Source organism: Brachybacterium sp. AOP43-C2-M15 (assembly GCF_052446295.1).
GTDB lineage: Bacteria > Actinomycetota > Actinomycetes > Actinomycetales > Dermabacteraceae > Brachybacterium.
Map to the genome: position 1 here is coordinate 59,116 of NZ_JBQSWB010000011.1, position 16,188 is coordinate 75,303.

The 16,188-nt window shown below is 72.3% G+C and carries 15 protein-coding genes; 7 read left to right on the forward strand and 8 right to left on the reverse strand.

The annotated features are described in order from the left end of the window. The first annotated feature begins 7 nt into the window (after positions 1 to 7). Both ACT3SP_RS13270 and ACT3SP_RS13275 read left to right on the forward strand, forming a co-directional pair. Positions 8 to 745 carry an ABC transporter ATP-binding protein gene (locus ACT3SP_RS13270; protein ID WP_444587773.1) on the forward strand — a complete coding sequence of 246 codons (738 nt, stop codon included), beginning with the start codon at positions 8 to 10 and terminating at the stop codon, positions 743 to 745. Then, on the forward strand, positions 745 to 3,258 hold the full coding sequence (locus ACT3SP_RS13275; RefSeq protein ID WP_444587774.1) for an ABC transporter permease: 2,514 nt from the start codon (positions 745 to 747) through the stop codon (positions 3,256 to 3,258). The genes ACT3SP_RS13270 and ACT3SP_RS13275 overlap by 1 nt, the downstream gene beginning before the upstream one ends. Before the next feature lie 39 nt (positions 3,259 to 3,297). Here ACT3SP_RS13275 and ACT3SP_RS13280 read toward each other — a convergent pair whose 3' ends face one another. Continuing rightward, a complete protein-coding gene (locus tag ACT3SP_RS13280; RefSeq protein ID WP_444587775.1) occupies positions 3,298 to 3,735 on the reverse strand; it encodes a hypothetical protein in 438 nt (145 codons plus the stop codon). A 405-nt stretch (positions 3,736 to 4,140) separates the two neighbouring features. On the opposite strand from ACT3SP_RS13280, the gene ACT3SP_RS13285 reads away from it, so the two are divergent. After that, on the forward strand, positions 4,141 to 4,389 hold the full coding sequence (locus ACT3SP_RS13285; protein WP_031307255.1) for a WhiB family transcriptional regulator: 249 nt from the start codon (positions 4,141 to 4,143) through the stop codon (positions 4,387 to 4,389). Between the two features lie 48 nt (positions 4,390 to 4,437). On the opposite strand, the gene ACT3SP_RS13290 is transcribed toward ACT3SP_RS13285, so the two are convergent. Further along, positions 4,438 to 5,931, reverse strand: coding sequence for a sensor histidine kinase (locus ACT3SP_RS13290; RefSeq protein WP_444587776.1), 1,494 nt, complete (start codon positions 5,929 to 5,931; stop codon positions 4,438 to 4,440). 164 nt (positions 5,932 to 6,095) lie between these two features. Here ACT3SP_RS13290 and ACT3SP_RS13295 point away from each other — a divergent pair, with 164 nt between their 5' ends. Then, entirely contained in the window at positions 6,096 to 6,602 is a 507-nt protein-coding gene (locus ACT3SP_RS13295) for a DUF2505 domain-containing protein (RefSeq protein ID WP_444587777.1), read from the forward strand. Positions 6,603 to 6,655: 53 nt separating this feature from the next. Here the strand turns inward: ACT3SP_RS13295 and ACT3SP_RS13300 are convergent, their stop codons facing one another. Genes ACT3SP_RS13300 through ACT3SP_RS13310 form a run of 3 tightly spaced genes read right to left on the reverse strand, consistent with a single transcriptional unit; the run spans position 6,656 to position 8,860 of the window. Then, positions 6,656 to 7,102: a DUF6912 family protein gene (locus ACT3SP_RS13300; RefSeq protein ID WP_444587778.1), complete on the reverse strand. Its 447-nt coding sequence runs from the start codon at positions 7,100 to 7,102 to the stop codon at positions 6,656 to 6,658. A gap of 13 nt (positions 7,103 to 7,115) precedes the next feature. Further along, positions 7,116 to 8,330, reverse strand: coding sequence for an AAA family ATPase (locus ACT3SP_RS13305; RefSeq protein ID WP_444587779.1), 1,215 nt, complete (start codon positions 8,328 to 8,330; stop codon positions 7,116 to 7,118). Beyond that, positions 8,327 to 8,860 carry an SAF domain-containing protein gene (locus ACT3SP_RS13310; protein ID WP_444587780.1) on the reverse strand — a complete coding sequence of 178 codons (534 nt, stop codon included), beginning with the start codon at positions 8,858 to 8,860 and terminating at the stop codon, positions 8,327 to 8,329. The genes ACT3SP_RS13305 and ACT3SP_RS13310 overlap by 4 nt, the downstream gene beginning before the upstream one ends. A 326-nt stretch (positions 8,861 to 9,186) precedes the next feature. On the opposite strand from ACT3SP_RS13310, the gene ACT3SP_RS13315 reads away from it, so the two are divergent. Then, the gene (locus tag ACT3SP_RS13315; RefSeq protein ID WP_444587781.1) at positions 9,187 to 9,426 is read left to right on the forward strand and encodes a helix-turn-helix domain-containing protein; all 240 of its coding nucleotides are present in this window, start codon (positions 9,187 to 9,189) and stop codon (positions 9,424 to 9,426) included. Between the two features lie 90 nt (positions 9,427 to 9,516). Here ACT3SP_RS13315 and ACT3SP_RS13320 read toward each other — a convergent pair whose 3' ends face one another. Beyond that, entirely contained in the window at positions 9,517 to 10,062 is a 546-nt protein-coding gene (locus ACT3SP_RS13320; RefSeq protein WP_444587782.1) for a hypothetical protein, read from the reverse strand. Positions 10,063 to 10,385: 323 nt separating this feature from the next. On the opposite strand from ACT3SP_RS13320, the gene ACT3SP_RS13325 reads away from it, so the two are divergent. Both ACT3SP_RS13325 and ACT3SP_RS13330 read left to right on the forward strand, forming a co-directional pair. Next, entirely contained in the window at positions 10,386 to 11,192 is an 807-nt protein-coding gene (locus ACT3SP_RS13325; protein WP_444587783.1) for a LysM peptidoglycan-binding domain-containing protein, read from the forward strand. Continuing rightward, the gene (locus ACT3SP_RS13330; protein ID WP_444587784.1) at positions 11,189 to 11,584 is read left to right on the forward strand and encodes an Rv3235 family protein; all 396 of its coding nucleotides are present in this window, start codon (positions 11,189 to 11,191) and stop codon (positions 11,582 to 11,584) included. The genes ACT3SP_RS13325 and ACT3SP_RS13330 overlap by 4 nt, the downstream gene beginning before the upstream one ends. A gap of 1 nt (position 11,585) precedes the next feature. Here the strand turns inward: ACT3SP_RS13330 and secA are convergent, their stop codons facing one another. Beyond that, positions 11,586 to 14,708: a preprotein translocase subunit SecA gene (gene secA, locus ACT3SP_RS13335; RefSeq protein ID WP_444587785.1), complete on the reverse strand. Its 3,123-nt coding sequence runs from the start codon at positions 14,706 to 14,708 to the stop codon at positions 11,586 to 11,588. Between the two features lie 196 nt (positions 14,709 to 14,904). Further along, a complete protein-coding gene (locus tag ACT3SP_RS13340) occupies positions 14,905 to 16,155 on the reverse strand; it encodes a winged helix-turn-helix domain-containing protein (protein ID WP_444587786.1) in 1,251 nt (416 codons plus the stop codon). Positions 16,156 to 16,188 lie beyond the last annotated feature (33 nt).

Sequence of the window (16,188 nt, forward strand, 5' to 3'; positions counted from 1 at the left end):
ACCCTCGATGACCACCGCCCCTCTGGCCGCCGCCCCGTCCCCCACGGACGGCGCCTCCCCCGCTCTCCTCGCTCTCGGCATCACCCGCACCTACGGGACCGGCGCCGGGACCGTCACCGCGCTGGACGCGGTCGACCTCGACATCGCCCGCGGCGCCTTCACCGCGATCATGGGACCCTCCGGCTCCGGGAAGTCGACCCTTCTCCACGTGCTCGCAGGGCTCGACGAGGTCGACGCCGGAACGATCGAGATCGACGGCACCGAGATCACCGGGATGGGCGATGATGCGCTGACCCGCCTCCGCCGGGAGCGGATCGGCTTCGTGTTCCAGTCCTTCAACCTGCTGCCGATGCTCAGCGCCGAGCAGAACATCCTGCTGCCGCTCGAGCTCGCCGGGACCCGGGTGGACCGAGCCTGGTTCGAGACGATCACCGAGGCGTTCGGCATCACCGACCGTCTGGACCACCTCCCCTCGCAGCTCTCCGGCGGCCAGGTGCAACGGGTCGCGATTGCCCGCGCCCTGGTCACCTCGCCTGCCGTGGTGTTCGCCGACGAGCCGACCGGGAACCTCGACTCCCGCACCACCGAGGAGGTGCTGGACTTCCTCCGTCTCTCCGTCGACGAGTTCGGCCAGACGGTCGTCATGGTCACCCACGAGCGCGACGCCGCCGAGCGCGCCGACCGCATCATCACCCTCGCCGACGGACGGATCGCGAGCGACGAGCTGCTGCGGGGGAAGCGCTGATGGCCCGCACGCCCGTGAAGCTCACCCCGCTGCGGCGCCACCTCGCCGCGGTCATCACCATCGCACTGTCCTGCGCCTTCGTCGCCGTCATGATCCTGGCGGGGAACCTCGTGCAGGACTCGCTGCGCTCGCAGGCCGCCCAGCTGTACGACGGCGCGGACCTCGAGATCACCCGGCCGCTCAGCGACCAGGAGCGGGCCTCCGAGGAACCGCTGGCCGCCCCGGAGGTGGAGGGCGCCGAGTCGGTCTGGCCACAGGTCGAGAACTACCTCCCTCTCGAGTCGACGCGCGGCGAGGCCTTCCTCTCGGCGGCCGTGCTGCCGCCGGGCGATCGCGGATCGCAGAGCCTCGTCGAGGGGGTCCGCGCAGAGGACGCCACGGAGATCGTGCTGGACCGCGGCGCGGCCGACGCCCTCGAGGTGGGCCTCGGCGACGCCGTCACCCTGCCCGCCGAGTCCGCTCCCGAGCAGCAGGACGTCACCCTGCGAGTCGTCGGCATCGCCGACGCCGCGGAGGGGGCCGTCTTCGGCGGCACCCCGCGGGTCCTCCTCGACGAGGCGAACGCGGAGACGCTGCTGGGCCCCGGCGCGGGCACCGCCACCGAGACCTGGCTCGCGAGCGTCCCCGCCGGCACCGATCCCGCAGCGGTCGCCGACGTCGCCGACGCCGCCGCCGGCGACCTCGACGTGCGCACCGTCGACGAGGCCGAGCAGGAGGCGGCCGACTCCCTCCTGCGCGGGTTCTCGGCGCTCGGCATGATGCTCGCCGTGTTCGTGGTCATCGCACTGTTCACCAGCGCCGTGGTCATCGCGAACACCTTCGCGGTGACCCTCGCCCAGCGCACCCGCTCCCTCGCGCTGCTGCGCACCCTGGGGGCGACCCGCTCCCAGGTGCGCGGCGTGGTGCTGCGGGAGTCTCTGCTGGTGGGTCTGCTCGGCGCCGGGCTCGGGATGCTCGGAGGGCACCTGCTGGCGCAGCTCGCGCTCGTGGGCGCCGCCGGTCTGGGGTGGCTGGAGGGCGTGATGGTGGTCCCGATCAGTGCCGCCTCCGCGCTGCTGCCCCTGCTCGCCGGGGTCCTCATCACCCTGGGCGCGAGCCTCGCCCCGATGCGCTCGGCCACCTGTGTCGCGCCGCTGCAGGCGCTGCGACCGGCGCCGCCCGCCGCTCGCCGCGGCCTCGGCGCCCGCGGAGTCCTGGGGCTGCTCGCCGTGGTCCTGGGAGTCGCTGCGATGGGCGGCGGCACCGCCCTCGCCCTGAACGACAGCGCGGGGGCAGGTATCCTCGCCGCGATGTTCGGCGGGGTGCTCAGCTTCAGCGGCGTGCTGCTGACCCTGGTGGTGCTCACGCGTCCGCTCTCCGCCCTCGCGGCCCGTCTCGTGGGTGCTGTCGGAGGGCTCCCCGCCCGGATCGCGGGCGCCAACGTGGCCCGCAACCCGCGGCGCAGCGCCGCCACCATCGCCGCCCTCCTCATCGGCACCACGCTGATGACGATGATGGCCGTCGGCGCCCGGACGGCCGAGGCGACGCTCACCTCCGAGCTCGACTCGCGCCGCCCGATCGACCTGGTCGTCTCCGCCGAGGAAATGCCCGAGGACGCCGTCGACGAGATCGCCGCGATCCCCGGCGTCGACTCCGCCCATGCCTCGGCGCGCGGTGACATCGACGTGGGGGTGCCGGAGCCGATGACCGTGCACTCCGCGACCCCGGAGATGATCCGCGAGACCTCCCACCGACCCGAGATGGCCGACGAGCTGACGGACGGCGAGGTGATGCTGGGCCAGGAGCGCGCCGAACGGTTCGGCGTCGAGGACGGCCAGGTGCTCGAGATCGACGGGCCCGACGGCACGGCGCACGAGCTGGAGGTGAGGGTCGATGCGAACCTGCAGATGTCCCTGGTCACCCCCACGACCCTCGAGCAGCTGGTCGGTGAGGGCGCGACCCCCGCCGTGCTGGCCGACTTCGCCGATCCCGGCACTGCCGAGCGCGAGGGCACCGACGTCTACGGGCTCATCAGCGCCGTCGACGAGGTGACCGCCGAGGACGGCTTCGTCGACGCCACGGTCGAGGCGGGAGGCGCGGAGCGGGAGGCCTACGGGCAGATCCTCGACATCCTGCTGGGCATCACCCTCGCCCTGCTCGCGGTCGCGGTCCTGGTGGCGCTGGTCGGGGTGGCCAACACGCTCAGCCTCGGGGTCATCGAGCGCACCGGGGAGAACGCCCTGCTGCGAGCGCTGGGCACCACACGTCGGCAGATGCGGGCGATGCTCGGCTGGGAGGGCGTGCTGCTGGCCGTGGTCGGCGCAGTGCTGGGCCTCGTGCTCGGCAGCCTGTACGGGGTGCTCGGGATCAACGCCCTGCTGGGCTCGACCTATCCGGTCACGATCACGATCCCCTGGGGTCAGCTCGGCCTGGTGCTGGGTCTGGCCGTGGTCGCAGGGGCGCTGGCCTCGGTGCTGCCGGGCCGGGCCGCCGCGCGCACCGCCCCGGCGGCGGCACTCGCGGACGCCGACTGAACCACCTCCCGGCGGGGCGGGCGTTGCGAGAGCAGCCGCTCAGTCCCCGCCGGGCAGGGGGGTGGAGCGCACCAGGCGCGTCAGGAGCACGAACAGCGCGATGGCGAGGAGGAGAGCGAGACCGCCCTGCCAGTACAGGGCCCCGCGCAGAAGGCTCGCGCCCACCAGCGCCTGGAACATCTGCCAGGTGATGCCGAAGCCCAGGCCGAAGCGTCCCCTGGCCAGGATCGAGCGCGAGGCCAGGGCGAGCGCGAGCGCGAACAGCACCAGGAAGATCCCCAGGCCCGTGCCCAGGCGGACGTCCAGTCCCCCTCCGGAGACCGCCACGAAGCAGTACGTCGCCGCGGCCGCGAGCATCAGGGCCTCGATGCCCAGCAGGACCGCTGCGGTCGGACGGGTGCGGGGACCGGGGTCCTCGGCGTCTGCCTCACGGGTCGGTGAGGAGCCGCGGGCGGAGGAACGGGGTGCGGTGGGCATGGAGGCACTGTATCGGCAGGGCGCCCTCCCGGCCGACGCCCTGCGGGGCGCGGCACGAGCCGCGGTGGGAGGCCGCACGTGCCGTCGCACGGACGATCATCGCGGCGCCCGATCGCACTTTCTCGAGCGGGATGCAACGGCTTCGTGCCCGGCATCACGGGCATCGGTGCCCGACGTCGAGCGGTGTGGGAAGTGCCACCAGGCTTGCTCATCCAGGCCCTTGTCCACTCACCCGGCCGCCCAGAACAATGGAGCACGGCACGTCGCACCGACGGACACCCGGGAGCTCACGCCTCGGAGCCCGTCCGACGAGCCGGAGACCCGAGAACGCCCCTCAGGGGAGCGACCCTCGCCGCGTCATGCCCCACGGGGCGGGGCGTGGCGTCCTGGAAAGAGAGAGTGACGATGGACTGGCGCCACCGTGCCGAGTGCCTCAACCATGATCCCGAGCTGTTCTTCCCCATCGGGAACACCGGACCGGCGATCACGCAGATCCAGGAGGCGAAGGCGGTGTGCCAGAAGTGCGACGTCATGACGGCGTGCCTCAAGTTCGCGCTCGAGACCGGCCAGGACTCCGGCGTCTGGGGCGGCCTGTCCGAGGATGAGCGCCGCTCCCTCAAGCGTCGCAACGCCCGCGCCCGTCGCGCCGGCTGACGCCCTCTCCCTGCCTCACCCCGCCTCCCGGGCCTGCAGGGTCCCCGTTCACAGGGTGAGCGGATCCAGGTAGACGTCGACCGTCGCCCGTGTCCCGCCCTCGGGCCTGTCCTCCCAGAAGAGCGTGCCGCCCAGCTGCCCCTGCACCAGGGTCAGGGCGATGTTCGTGCCGAGGCCCGTCGGCTTCGCCGATCCCATGCCCTCGCCGTCGTCCTCGATGGCGATGATGAGATGGGAGCCGGTGCGCTCGCTGCGGATGGTGAGGGTGCCCCCGGTCTCCGAGAGGCCGTGCTCGACGGCGTTGGTCGCGAGCTCCGTGACCACCAGCGCGAGCGGCGTCGCCTCCTCGGCGCGGATCGATCCCACCCGCCCCACCTTCTGCGTGCGCACCTCCACCTGGCTGTCGGTCAGCTGCGGCGTGCCCGCCCGGTGCACGGTCGCGCTCGCGGCATCGACGGCGAGACGCAGGCAGCGATCGACCACCTCGTCGAAGTGCACGGCCTCCTGCGATCCCTGCAGCAGGGACTCGTGGACGAGCGCGATGGTCGAGACCCTCCGCATCGCCTCCGCGAGCGCCTCGCGCGCCTCGTCCGTCTTCATCCGCCGCGACTGCATGCGCAGCAGGGCCGCGACCGTCTGCAGGTTGTTCTTCACCCGGTGGTGGACCTCGCGGATGGTCGCGTCCTTGGTGATCAGCTCACGCTCGCGGCGACGCAGCTCGGTCACGTCGCGCACCAGGATCACCGCACCGGTGCGCTGCCCCTGTGCGGTCAGGGGCACCGCCCGCAGCGAGAGGGTGCCGCCGCGGGCCTGCATGTCCGAGCGCCAGGCCGCACGGCCCATCAGCACCAGCGGGAGCGATTCGTCCACCGGGCTGCGAGTCTGCAGCACCTCGGTGGAGAGCTCGGCGAGAGTGATGCCCTCCATGTCCCCCTCGATGCCGAAGCGGTGGAAGGCCGAGCGGGCGTTGGGCGAGGTCCACTGCACGACACCGTTCTCGTCGAGCTCCACCACGCCGTCACCGACCCGCGGCGCGCCGCGGCGCGGCGGGATCGGGGCGCCCTCGATCGGGAACGCCCCGTTCTCCAGCATCCGCATCAGCCGCTCGCCGAGTCGACGCTGATGGGTCTCGTTGTTCGACGGCACGCCGTCGCTGTCGGGACTCTCCGCGGCCAGCACGGCGAGGGTGCGGCCGTTCCGGCGCACCGGCACGAGCACACCGATCGCGGGCCGGCCCTCGCGCTCGATCGGGGTGGGCCGCTGATCGGGCGCACCGCCGCCCAGCAGGCGGGCGATCTGGGTGCCCTCCTCCCCCTCCTCGCACGTGGTGCCCACCGGGTCCTCGTAGTAGACGGTGGGGCCGGTGGCGGGGCGGCAATGGGCGACCGCCAGTGGACACTCCTCCTCCTGGATCCAGAGGACCAGGTCGGCGCGCAGCAGGTCGGCGAGCAGGTTCCAGTCGCCGATCAGGTGCTGCAACCAGTCGGCCTCCTTCTCGGAGAGACCATTGTTGTCGGCGAGGAACTTGGACAGGCTCGGCATGAGGACAGGATAGGGGTCAGCGGCGGCCTTCTCGCGATCGTCCCGCCGACGGGCGCCCCGGGAGCCGGCCTCCAGCATCCGGGCGACGATCGTGCTGGTCCCCGGCCTCTCCCGTCACCGCTCTGCCCTAGGCTGGGCGCGACACGTTCCGAGGAAGGACACCGATGAAGCTTCGCGAGACACTGAACCTGCCGCTTCCGCCTCGTGCGGCGGCCGAGATGTACGCAGACCCGGAGTACACCGAGATCCGGCGTGGCACGCTCGGCGCCACCTCGGCGGAGTCGACGCTCGACGGCGACCCCTCCGGAGCGTTCACCGTCCGCACCGAGCTCTCGATGCCGACGGACCGGGTGCCGGACATGGTGCGTCCGTTCGTCGGCTCCTCAGTGACGATCCACGAGGAGCAGGCCTGGTCGGCGACCGAGCCCGACGGCAGCCGCAGCGGCACCATGCGGCTGGACGTGGCGGGCACCCCGGCAGGACTCACGGCCTCGGTGCGCCTGTCCCCCACGGGCGAGCGGAGCAGCAGCGTCGAGATCGACGGCGAGCTGGTCGCCAAGATCCCGCTCATCGGGCCGCGGCTGGAGAAGGCCGCGGTCCCCTACGTCTCCACGGTGCTGCAGGCGGAGGAGCGCTCTGCCCGGGCCTACCTGGAGTCGACCTCCGACTGACCGGTCCGGGCCGAGCTCCCCCGTCGCCGGGCGGCGGGGAGGCGGTCGAGCCGTCAGGCCGCGCTGCCGCCGTCGAGGAAGGCCAGCGCATCCCGCCCCTCGGAGGCGTCGAACCACAGCAGCGCGGGATCCGTGTCGTCCGCGGCCGCGGCTGCGGCGTCCTGCTCGGTGACGTGGAAGCTCGCGATCTTCGCGAGGACCTCCTCCCGGAGGGACACGCCGAAGACGCCGCCCTCCTGAGGAGCCCCGGTGAGTGCGCCGTCCGGCGCGTCCGCGGCGATCACGAGTGCCCTCGCGGAGTCCTCGCCCGCGGTGAGGGCGACGTGCACGGCATCCTGCAGCGCGTCGTACTCCAGGTCCTCCTCGTCCTGGCCGGGTCTGTCCGCGCGCACCTCGGTGGTCACCGCCCAGGCGGCGCGATCCGCGGCGAGGTCGAGGGAGCGGGCGGAGCTCTCGAGGCGCGGACGGTCCTGGACGGTCAGCGGCAGGTAGATCCTCATGGGGCCGATTCTCTCACCGCGACTCAGCGGCCGATGCGCCGAGGTCCCGTCCCAGCACCGAGCGGGTCGCGGCGAGGTCGCGCAGCCCGCGCCTGAGCGCTGTCCGGGGCGCGGCCTCGGCCAGCAGCGCGCCGTCCCAGGCGGCTGTGCGACAGGAGACCGGATCGTCGGGGAGCAGGGAGAGCGAGGCCACGGGCATCCTGTCGGCGATCAGGTCCCGCACCCGGTCCCCCGGCACCGGCGACCCCACCCGGTTGACGACCACGTGCAGCTCCTGGACGCCGATCTCCTCGAGCCGACTGCTCTCCCTCAGCAGTCGGGTGATGCTCACGGGGTCCGCGGTGACGACGGCGACGACAGCGTCCGCGGCGTCGAGCGCACTGAGCGCGGCAGCGTTCCGCTGCGGCGCGACGGTGTCGTAGCTGAGCTCCTCGTCCTCCTCCAGCAGCGGACCGACATCGGCGATCACCAGATCGCCCCGGCGCGCGAGCGCGGCCCATACGCCGTCCATCGAGGTGCGCCTCAGCTCGGCCCAGCGAGCGGGGACCCCGATCCCGCTGAGCAGGCGCAGTCGGGGCTGGACCAGCGGGAGGAGCGACTCCAGCGTCTCCGGGTCCAGCGCGTCGCGATCCTGCGCCCGAGCCGCGGCCACCAGCCCCGGGGCCTCGTCGAGCACCCCCAGCATCTGGCTCTGCGCAGGACCGTAGGTGTCCGCGTCCACGAGGATCGTCTCCTGGCCGGCCGCGGCGGCCTCGGCGGCCAGGTTGGCCGCGATCGTCGAGCGGCCGGGCGCGCCCGTGGGACCCCACACGACCAGCAGGCGCCCCGGCGACGCGGGGACCGCCTCCTCGTCCGGCCGCGCCCGGTCCTCGGGATCGTCCTGCTCACCGCTGACCGCTGTGGCGGCCGCGGCGAGGATCTCCTCGATCGGGGCCTCGGAAGGCAGGACGTGCGGCAGCCCGAGCCCTGTCCGCTCGGGGGCGTCCTCGGGTCGCAGGCCGACCACCGCCGCGTCCCGCATCATCGCCGCGATCGCGTCGCGCCCGAGCCCGCGGACGGTCACGTCGATGAGGACCACGTCGCCGACCCCCGCGGCGGTCACAGCGAGCGTCTCGGCGAGGTCGGCGCAGCGGCGCACGACGCGTGCCGAGCGATGCTCGTCCGTCGCCAGGTCATGGACGATGCGGACCTCGTCGCTCCCCGAGGCGCACAGGACGATGTCGATCATGGGGCGAGCCCATGGGCGCCGGGGACCCCGATCACGTCGAGACGCTCTCCTTGCGAGAGCACCTCGAGCACGGCTTCGAGACTGTCCCCGGGCACCAGCACCTCGACCGACATCGAGCGCATCCCGAGTGAGCTGCCCTCGTCGATGCGTCGGACGACCGCGTCGGAGACCAGCAGCTGCGCATGAGCACTGGTCTCGTCCCCGGCCGGTGAGGTGTGCCAGAGCTCGACCGTCGCCCCCGGCACCACGGACTCCGCCACCGTCGCGTCGACGGGGATCACGACCGGTCGCAGCGGGACGTCCGCGGACTGACCGATCGCGGACAGCGGAACGATCTCCCCGGCCTGGATCGTGCGGGTCGCGACCGCTCCCTCCGGGATCGCCTCCGCACTGCCGACGTAGTGGTCGGTCTGCTCGCCGAGACGGAGGTCGACGGCGACCAGATCGGCGGCGTCGATCGGGTCCCCCGGGACGATCGGCGCGCGGGCGACGAGCACGGACGTCGTCTCCGACAGCCGTGTGACCAGCATGGCCCCCATCAGAACGCTCGCCACGACGAGAACGACTCCCACGATGAGCCGCGGGTCCCGCCATCGTGGTCGGCGCAGCCTCATCACCGGTGCGGTTGCCCCCACTGCATCCTCCTGCCCCTCGATCCGGCCGGTGCGGCCCGATGTCACGGGACATTACGACAGCCCGGCCCTCCGTGGGGGCGGAAGCGCGAGCTCTGTGGAAAACAGGCGCGGACGCCCGTCCCGACGTACCGCCGTCCACAGCGGGCACGACAGGGAATGGGGAGGATGAGACACTGTGGACATCCCGCCGTCCCAGGTGTGCCCGACCGGAAGGATCGTCGATGCCGCCCCGTTTCGTCCCGCTCAGCGATGTCGCGGAGATGCTCTCGATCTCCGCCTCGCAGGCCTACGCGCTGGTGAGGTCCGGGGAGCTCCGGGCGATCAAGGTCGGCGGCCGGGGCCAGTGGCGCGTCGAGACCACCGAGATCGAGTCGTACATCCAGCGCAGCTACGAGGCCACGGCGAACATCCTCGAGCAGGAGCGGCGCCAGGAGCGCGAGAAAGCGGGCGGGAAGGGCTGACGCGGAGCGTCGTCCCACCGGCTCCGACGGCCCCGAGGCCCGAGGTGCCGTCGTGCCGTCGTGCCGTCGTGCCGTCGTGCCGATGCACCCTCAGCGCGGGAGCACTGCCAGCAGCGCCGTCATCGCCACCGTGATCCGGGCCGTGCCCGGCACCGCCGTCTGCTCCCCCGTCGGCAGCGACCGGACGTCCATCGCGTCCGCGCCCACGGCGGCGAGACGACCGACCACGCTGCCGGCCGTCGTCTCCAGCCGCACCACGCTGCGATCTCGCGCGATCTCGCGCAGCACGGAACCGAGGCTGCGGGAGGAGATCGGCGACTCCTCGGCAGGGCGCGCCCGGCCGGGCAGACCCTCGACGAGGGCGACCGCTGCCAGCGGGATCACCGACCTGCCGCCTCCACGGCGCTCCCGCAGCGACACCCACGCGACTCCCACCTCCTCGACCCTGCCGGTCGCTCTCAGCGAGGGGCCGAGATGGAGCGTCAGCGGATCATCGCCGGCTCCTCGGAGCCGATCGGCGAGAGTGAGCTGAGCACGCTCGGCGCGTGTGAGCTCCTCCGAGACCGCGCGCATCTCCTCCTGCTGCTGATGCGCGAACTGGCCCTCGAGGTCGTCGAAGATCCGCTCGAACCGCATGACGCCACTGTAGGTGCACGGGTCCACGAGCGACGGCTCCTCCCCACGCGGAGTCATCCACAGATCCTCATTGCCCCATTGCGTGACGCGCCACACACGACTATCTTCGCTCTAAAGACATTCACCAGCATCAAACTGCATCAAACGACATCCCTGCGTCGGTCGGAGACGCCACCACGGCGATGTCACGACATCCGGGGGTGCCCATGGCGGACGACACGACGACACAGACGGCCGTGCGGCCCGGGGTGACTCTGCTCTGCGCCGCGGCAGCAGCGTCCGGAGCGCTGGCGTCGGGAGCCGTTGTCGGCGCCCTCGGCCCGGTGGCCCGCACCGGGCACGGCGAACAGGCCCTGGTCGCGGGAGTCCTCGTCGGCCTCGCGCTGATCGGCGCCCTGCTGTGCCTCTACCTCGCCGTGATCTGGGCGCTGGCGGCACTTGTCGTCATGGTCGGACCGGCCAGCCGCAGCGGTGCCGCCGTGCTCGCCGCGCTCCGGGTGCTGGCGCCGCGCCTCGCCCGGCGCCTCTCGACCGGGGCCGTGGTCGCCACCGCCGCCACAGCATTGGTCATCGCCCCGGGGTCCGCCGCCGAGAGCATCCCCGAGAGGACGGCCGGCGCTTCCGGACCGGCCTCCTCCGTGAGCGTGACAGAGGGCAGGGACCACGCGATCCCGCAGTCCTCTCGGTTGGTCTCCGCGCAAGGACCGTCGACGGAGTCCGACCGGGACGCCGCCTCGTCGGACGGGACGGCCGGCGGTCCCGACGCGCCCCGCGACGACGGAGATGCCGCAGCGGAGATCGACGCGCCGCCGTCGCTCGGCTGGGGCGAGGAGACCTCCCCGGAGCCGTCCGACGCGCCAGAGGCGCCAGACGCACCAGACGCACCAGATGCACCGGAGGCGCCGCCGCCGGATCCGACCCGCATCGTGATCGTGCGCAGCGGCGACAGTCTGTGGAGCATCACCGAGGATCTCCTCGGCCCCGCGCCCTCCGACCCCGCGGAGATCGCGGCCTCCTGGCCGCAGCTCCACGAGATGAACCGGGACCTCATCGGGCCTGACCCCGATCGACTGCATCCCGGTCAGGAACTCACCGTCCCGACCTCGCTGACCCCTCAGGACACGCCATGACCACCACCGATCAACGCCCCGCCCGCACCGGCACCGAGAGCTACGCCCCGGAGGACCCCCGCTCGATCGAGCCGCTGGTCGCGCCCGTCGCTCGACGGGCCGTCGAGATCGTCCGGGACATGCGCCCGGAGAACTCGCTCTCGCGACTGGTCATCCCGGAGGTGAGCCATCAGCTCGCTCGCCGAGCGGCGCTGACACGACGACTGCGAGCGACGACCGGCTACGCGCCGCCACGACAGCTCATGGTCACCGGGGTGCGCATCTGCGTGGTCAACGAGCACACGGTCGAGGCCAGCTGCGTGCTGCGCGAGCCCGACCGTGCACGGTTCCTCGCCATGCGGTGGGAGCTGCGGCACACCGGATGGCGGGTGACCGTGCTCGAGATCGGCTGACTCAGCGCCGCCGACGCTGCGCCCTGCGCTGAGCCCGGTTCTGCGCGGCATCCTGCGGTGCGCCGGACGGCTTGTCCTGCACCTTGTCGCTCGAGGTTCCTTCGGCCGCCTCGCCGGCGCGTGCCCGACGTGCCTGTCGGCGCCGCTGGGCGCGCGAGAGCGTCGAGGAGTCCTGCACGCCGCTCCCCTCCGCGGAGGTGTAGCGCAGCTGTCGCTCCGACGGACCGTCGTCCAGGCCCTTGGCGCGCAGGACCACGCGATTCTCCTGCGCGAGCTGCTCGGCCCGCTCGTCCCGCTCCTCGTCCGACAGGTCGGTGACGGGATCGGTGTCCGCCCCGGCATCCGCGCCAGCTTCCGCATCGGCATCGGCATCGCGCGGCGTGTCGGTGTGCCCCGCCGCGTCGTCGCGGGCCTCCGCGTCGGTGCTCTCGACGCCGACGGCCTGCCCCGATCGCTCGGCCTCCTCCGTCTCCACGGCAGCTGCGCTGCCGGACTCGGCCTCGGTGCTCGCACCGTTCTGCACGACCCCCGCGGACGACGCACTGCTCGCGACCGCGGCCTGCGCGGCGCGGGACGCGCCGCGCAGCAGATCGCTCACCGCCTTGGGCACCACCGGCTCGGCCTTCTCCACCTGGACCTCGAGGTGGTAGACGTAGCCGACCACGTCCTCCTTCACCCCGGCCATCATGTCGTTGAACATGAGGTGACCCTCGCGCTCGTACTCGATGAGCGGGTCGCGCTGGGCCATCGCGCGCAGCCCGATGCCCTCCTTGAGGTAGTCCATCTCGTAGAGGTGCTCGCGCCAGCGACGGTCCATGACCGAGAGCAGGACTCGGCGCTGCAGCTGGCCCAGCCCTTCTTCGCCGAGCTCCTCGCGACGCTTCTCGTAGGCGACCCGGGCGTCGGCCAGGATCTCCTCCTTCAGCACGCTCGCCTCGAGGTTCTCCTTGCCACCCATCTCCTCGATGAGCTCCTCGGCGGTGAGGGAGACCGGATAGGCCGGCCGCAGCGCCCCCCAGAGCTCCTCGAGATCGACGTCCTCGGCGGGCTTGCCCCGGGTGTGGGCGTCGACCGTGCCGCCGATGACCTCCTCGATGAAGCGCTCGATGTGCGCGTCGAGGTCCTCGCCGTCGAGGATGCGCGAGCGCTCCTCGTAGAACTTCTTGCGCTGCTTGGTCAGGACGTCGTCGTACTTCAGCACGTTCTTGCGGATCTCCGCGTTGCGCGACTCGATGGAGTTCTGCGCGCGCTGGATCGCACCGGTGACCATGCGGCCGGTCAGCGGGATCGACTCGTCCACGCCGCCCCGCGCCAGCAGCGACTCCGCCGCCCCGGAGTTGAACAGGCGCATCAGGTCGTCCTGCAGCGAGAGGTAGAAGCGGGATTCGCCCGGATCGCCCTGACGACCGGAGCGCCCGCGCAGCTGGTTGTCGATGCGTCGCGACTCGTGCCGCTCGGTGCCCAGCACGTACAGACCGCCGAGGCCGACGACCTCGTCGTGCTGCTCCGCCACCGCGTCCTTGGCGCGCTCGAGCTCGTCGTCCCACGCCGACTCGTAGACCTCCGGATCCTCCTCCGGGTCCAGACCGCGCTTCTCGAGCTCCGCATGGGCCATGAACTCGACGTTGCCGCCGAGCATGATGTCGGTGCCGCGGCCGGCCATGTTGGTGGCCACCGTGACCGCGCCCTTGGCCCCGGCCATGGCGATGATCGCCGCCTCGCCCGCGTGGTTCTTGGCGTTGAGGACCTCGTGCTCCACGCCCTGGGCGGTGAGCATCTTGGCCAGGTACTCGGACTTCTCGACGCTCGTGGTGCCCACGAGCACGGGCTGCCCCTTGTCGTGACGCTCGACGATGTCCTCGACGACGGCCTCGAACTTCGCCTTCTCGGTGCGGTAGATGCGGTCGGCCTCGTCGGCGCGCTGCATCGGGCGGTGGGTCGGGATCGGCACCACCCCGAGGTCGTAGGTGTTCATGAACTCGGCGGCCTCGGTCTCGGCGGTGCCGGTCATGCCCGAGAGCTTCTCGTAGAGCTTGAAGTAGTTCTGGAGGGTGATGGTGGCGAGGGTCTGGTTCTCCGCCTTGATCTTCACCCCCTCCTTGGCCTCGATCGCCTGGTGCATGCCTTCGTTGTAGCGCCGTCCGGCGAGGATGCGGCCCGTGTGCTCGTCGACGATCATCACCTCGCCGTTGAGGACCACGTAGTCCTTGTCCCGCTTGAACAGCTCCTTGGCCTTGATGGCGTTGTTGAGGAACCCGATCAGCGGGGTGTTCAGCGACTCGTAGAGGTTGTCGATGCCCAGGCGGTCCTCGACCTTGTCGATGCCGGACTCGAGCACGCCCACGGTGCGCTTCTTCTCGTCGACCTCGTAGTCCCGATCGCGGCGCAGCTCGAGGACGACCTTCGCGAACTCGGTGAACCACTTGTTCGCGTCCCCCGAGCCGGGGCCGGAGATGATCAGCGGGGTGCGGGCCTCGTCGATGAGGATCGAGTCGACCTCGTCGACGATCGCGAAGCTGTGACCGCGCTGGACCCTGTCCTCGGGCTTGAGGGCCATGTTGTCGCGCAGGTAGTCGAAGCCGAACTCGTTGTTCGTGCCGTAGGTGATGTCCGCCGAGTACTGCTCGCGGCGCTCGGCCGGGGTCATCCCCGACTTGATCACGCCCGTGGTCAGCCCGAGGGCGCGGAAGACGCGGCCCATCAGGTCGCTCTGGTACCCCGCGAGGTAGTCGTTGACGGTCACCACGTGGACGCCCTTGCCCGCCAGCGCGTTGAGGTACGCGGGCAGGGTCGCGACCAGGGTCTTGCCCTCGCCGGTCTTCATCTCGGCGATGCGACCGCGGTGCAGCGCGGCACCGCCCATGATCTGCACGTCGTAGGGGCGCTGGCCCAGGGTGCGGTGCGCGGCCTCGCGCACCGCCGCGAAAGCCTCGATCATCACGTCCTCGAGGGTCTCGCCGTCCTCGAGCCGCTCCTTGAAGTGGTCGGTCTCGGCGCGGAGCTCCTCGTCGCTGAGCTCCGTGAAGACGTCCTCCGCCTCGCCCACTCGCTGGGCGATGGCTTCGAGCCGGCGCACTTCCCGGCCTTCGCCGGCGCGCAGGATCTTGTCGAAGAGGTTGACCACTCGTGCTCCCGTAGATCTGGTGTCCGCCGTCACGGGCGGTAGATGCCTGACCCATCGTAAGCGTCACGGTCCCCGAGGGTGACCACCTGCGTGCATCCTCACCCGGTGTCGTCTCGGGCCGTCGCCCTCGACGCGCCGTCCCGGGTCGCTCCGGCACCCTCCGGCACAGGGACGCCGGCGGACCTCACGGAGCCCGTCATCCCTGGCCGCACTGCCGCGCGAGCGCCGAGGAGAGCTCCCCGGTGCCGCTCCCGGTGCTCACCTCGATCCCCTCCAGCCCCTGCCACCGCGCGGCGCGGCCGAGCTCTGCGACGAGCGCGTCGAGGACCTCCTCGTCCGGCGGGCGGCTGCGGGAGGGGAGGTGCGGGAGCGGCTCGCGGTAGGTGCCGCGGACCTCCAGCACGCCGCGGGCGCGGTCCGCGCGGAGGTCCACCCGGGCGGGGATCAGGTCACCGTGCAGGAAGAGCAGCGAGTAGTACCCGGTGGTGCGGCGCGCGGCCGGGGTGTAGATGCCGATGCGGTAGTCCACGTCGAAGAGGTGTTCCAGGCGAGGGCGATGGAACACGATCGGGTCGAACGGGCTGACCAGCGCCGCGGTGCGCAACCGGCGGGCCCGGGGGGCCTCGGCGTGCAGGAGCATCCGGCGCTGCCCGGCGGGATGGGCGACCTCGACCTCCTCCAGCTCGCCGCGCGAGATCAGGTCCTCGATCGCCGGGCGGACCTCGCGCACGCGCAGCCGGAAGTAGTCCGCCAGCGCCCCGGCATCGGCGATGCCCAGGCAACGGGCGGCACGGGAGACCAGCTCGCCGACGGCCGCCGCCCTCCCCGGCGGGCCCGGCGCCTCCTCGACCGGGACGTAGAGGCGCTCGAACTGAGGATTGCGGGCCACGCAGTCCAGCTCTCCCGTGCGGAACAGGTACTCGACGGCCCACTGGGTCGAGGTGCGCCGCCAGCCCCATCCCTCACCGCGCTCGAGGTCCCCCAGATGGCGCGACACGGCGGCGGCGCTGACGGGGCCGAGCTCGGCCACCGCCTCCCGGGTCCTGGCGAACAGATGCGGGGACGAGGTCGCGATCTCACGCAGCGCGCCCCAGTCGCGCTCCGCGGTGTCCCGGCGTCGGAAGGCCAGCAGACGGTGCACCTCCGGGGAGGTGAGGGCGGCCTCGTGCGCGAGGCTCTCGTGCAGGATCCGGTGCGGCCCGGGTCGCAGGGCACGATCCAGCACCGCGGGATCCCAGATCCCGGTGCGGGTGTAGACCGGCAGGTGATGGGCGCGGGCGAAGACGCTGACCGAGTCGATCTGGAGGAGCTGGGTGCTCTCGAGGGTGCGCGCGAGCGCGCGGCGGCTGGTCGCGGTCGTGGGATGCTCGCTGCGACGTGCGCCGCCCATCCCCTGCGCGCGCAGAGCGATCCGTCGGGCGGCGGTCCAGCTCAGGGAGGCGCTCATCGGTGGCCGCCGACGCGACCGAGGGCGGGAGGG